The following is a 1,759-nucleotide window of genomic DNA, read 5'->3' as shown; positions in this document are numbered from 1 at the left end:
TGATCCGACACCATTCTCTGGACCACCCCGGGTTAGAGTTTCCCGACCAGGGTCACGGTGACGGGCTGGGTGCGTCACCGTGATTCATCAGCGTGATCGGGGGCTTGTTGCCGATGGCACCGTGCGGCCGATCCTCGTTGTAGATCCTATGGGTGTCCGACTCGGACGCGCGCCGGACGGTCCGGCGCAAAGCCGGAGACCTACCATGACCGATGCATCCTTGATTTGCACTGTCGCAATTGAGCTTAGCCGCGCGCGCTGGGTAGTCGGCGCTCTGCCGCCAACGGGAAACAAGGTTTCCGTCGGCGCGGTACCTGGCGGTGACACCGATCGTCTCATGCAACACCTCAACAAGATCCAGACCCGGCTTGCCCGTGAGTTCGGACAGGCGATTGAACTGAAAATTTGCTTCGAAGCTGGATACGACGGATTCTGGCTTGCACGCTTCCTTCGTGATCGCGGCCTCGATGTCTTTGTACTGGATGCTGCCAGCTTCCTTGTGTCACGTCGCGGCCGTCGGACCAAGACCGACCGGATCGATGTGGAGGCTATGACTTTCACCCTTCGCGCCTACCTGGCCGGCGATCTCAGCGTTTGTCGGGTTGTACCGGTACCAACACCAGAAGCCGAAGACGCAAAGCGGATCAGCCGCGAGCGAACGCGCTTGGCATCTGAACGGACCCGGCACGTGAACCGTATACGGGCGCTGCTCGCTCTACATGGGATCAGAAGCATCAAGGGTTTGTGGGGCGGGAACTGGCGCGCGCAGCTCGATCGTCTCGAAACCGGCGATGGGCGACCTCTTGGGCGCTACATCAAGGGAGAGATCACTCGTGAGTTTGAACGTCTTCACCTTGTCCTGGAGCAGGTAAAGGCGCTCGAGGCAGAGCGCCATCAAACCCTTCTCGACCCGGCGTCGCCGTTTCCGCATAAATCGAAAGTTGCCACCCTGACAAAGCTGGCCGGCATCGGCGAACTTAGCGCCACCCTGCTGGTCGCCGAGGTATTCCAGCGACAATATCACAGCCGACGGCATCTCGCTTCGTACCTAGGCCTGGCGCCCACCCCTTACGCTAGCGGCGAAGTTCAGCGTGACCAAGGCATCAGCAAAGCGGGCAACAAGCCAGCGCGGACGCTACTTGTCGAGATCGCATGGGCCTGGATGCGTCATCAGCCCACAAGTGAGCTCGCCTCATGGTACCGTGCCCGCTTCGCCGGGAATGGGATGCGAAGCCGCAAGGTTGGCATCGTGGCGATGGCCAGGAAGCTCGCCATCGCCTTGTGGCATTTTGTTGAACACGGAGTGATTCCGGCAGGGGCAGTCGTGAACGCCCGCTGAGGTCTAAGAGCTTTGGCGGCATGGCAGCCGTCGAAGGCGTGGGTATCGACCGTGCGTAGGTATGGCGCCAAGAGCGCCGAGTTGTAGTTAGGTCGCCCCTCGCAGCATCCCTAAGGTCGTGAATGAGATTATGGTCAGGGGTCCAGTCCCCAACCGGATACAAGTAGATGTGCCCAGGTGGGTGCATGGTGCCCGACAGGCGATGCTCAAGCCGATGCTGAAAACAGCAAGGAGATGACCATGAACACACCGCTTGACGCGGGGACCCAACATACAAGTATCTGCGCCACTCCTCCAACTTTTCGCGGGCATCTGCAAGCGTCAGGAACCAGTGGGTGTTCAGGCACTCGGCCCGGAAGCGCCCGTTGAAGGCTTCGATGTAGGCGTTATCCGTAGGCTTGCCGGGCCGGGAGAAGTCCA

Annotated in this window: 1 protein-coding gene and 1 pseudogene; one reads left to right on the top strand and one right to left on the bottom strand. The window is 60.4% G+C overall.

Annotated features, from left to right (window positions below; all coding sequences use genetic code 11):
* The first annotated feature begins 205 nt into the window (after positions 1–205).
* On the top strand, positions 206–1,339 hold the full coding sequence (locus H7F49_RS19145; protein WP_185685143.1) for an IS110 family RNA-guided transposase: 1,134 nt from the start codon (positions 206–208) through the stop codon (positions 1,337–1,339).
* Positions 1,340–1,586: 247 nt separating this feature from the next.
* On the opposite strand, the pseudogene H7F49_RS19140 reads toward H7F49_RS19145, so the two are convergent.
* Positions 1,587–1,759: pseudogene (locus tag H7F49_RS19140) on the bottom strand (integrase core domain-containing protein); the annotation flags it as partial.

It is taken from the genome of Novosphingobium aerophilum (assembly GCF_014230305.1).
Taxonomy (GTDB): Bacteria; Pseudomonadota; Alphaproteobacteria; order Sphingomonadales; family Sphingomonadaceae; genus Novosphingobium; species Novosphingobium aerophilum.
The sequence above is the reverse complement of the archived record's forward strand: the minus strand, read 5'-3'. Positions and strand labels throughout refer to the sequence as shown.

Excerpts from the sequence above, each read along its gene's own strand:
- H7F49_RS19145 (WP_185685143.1), top strand. The coding sequence starts at position 206 with ATGACCGATGCATCCTTGATTTGCACTGTCGCAATTGAGCTTAGCCGC.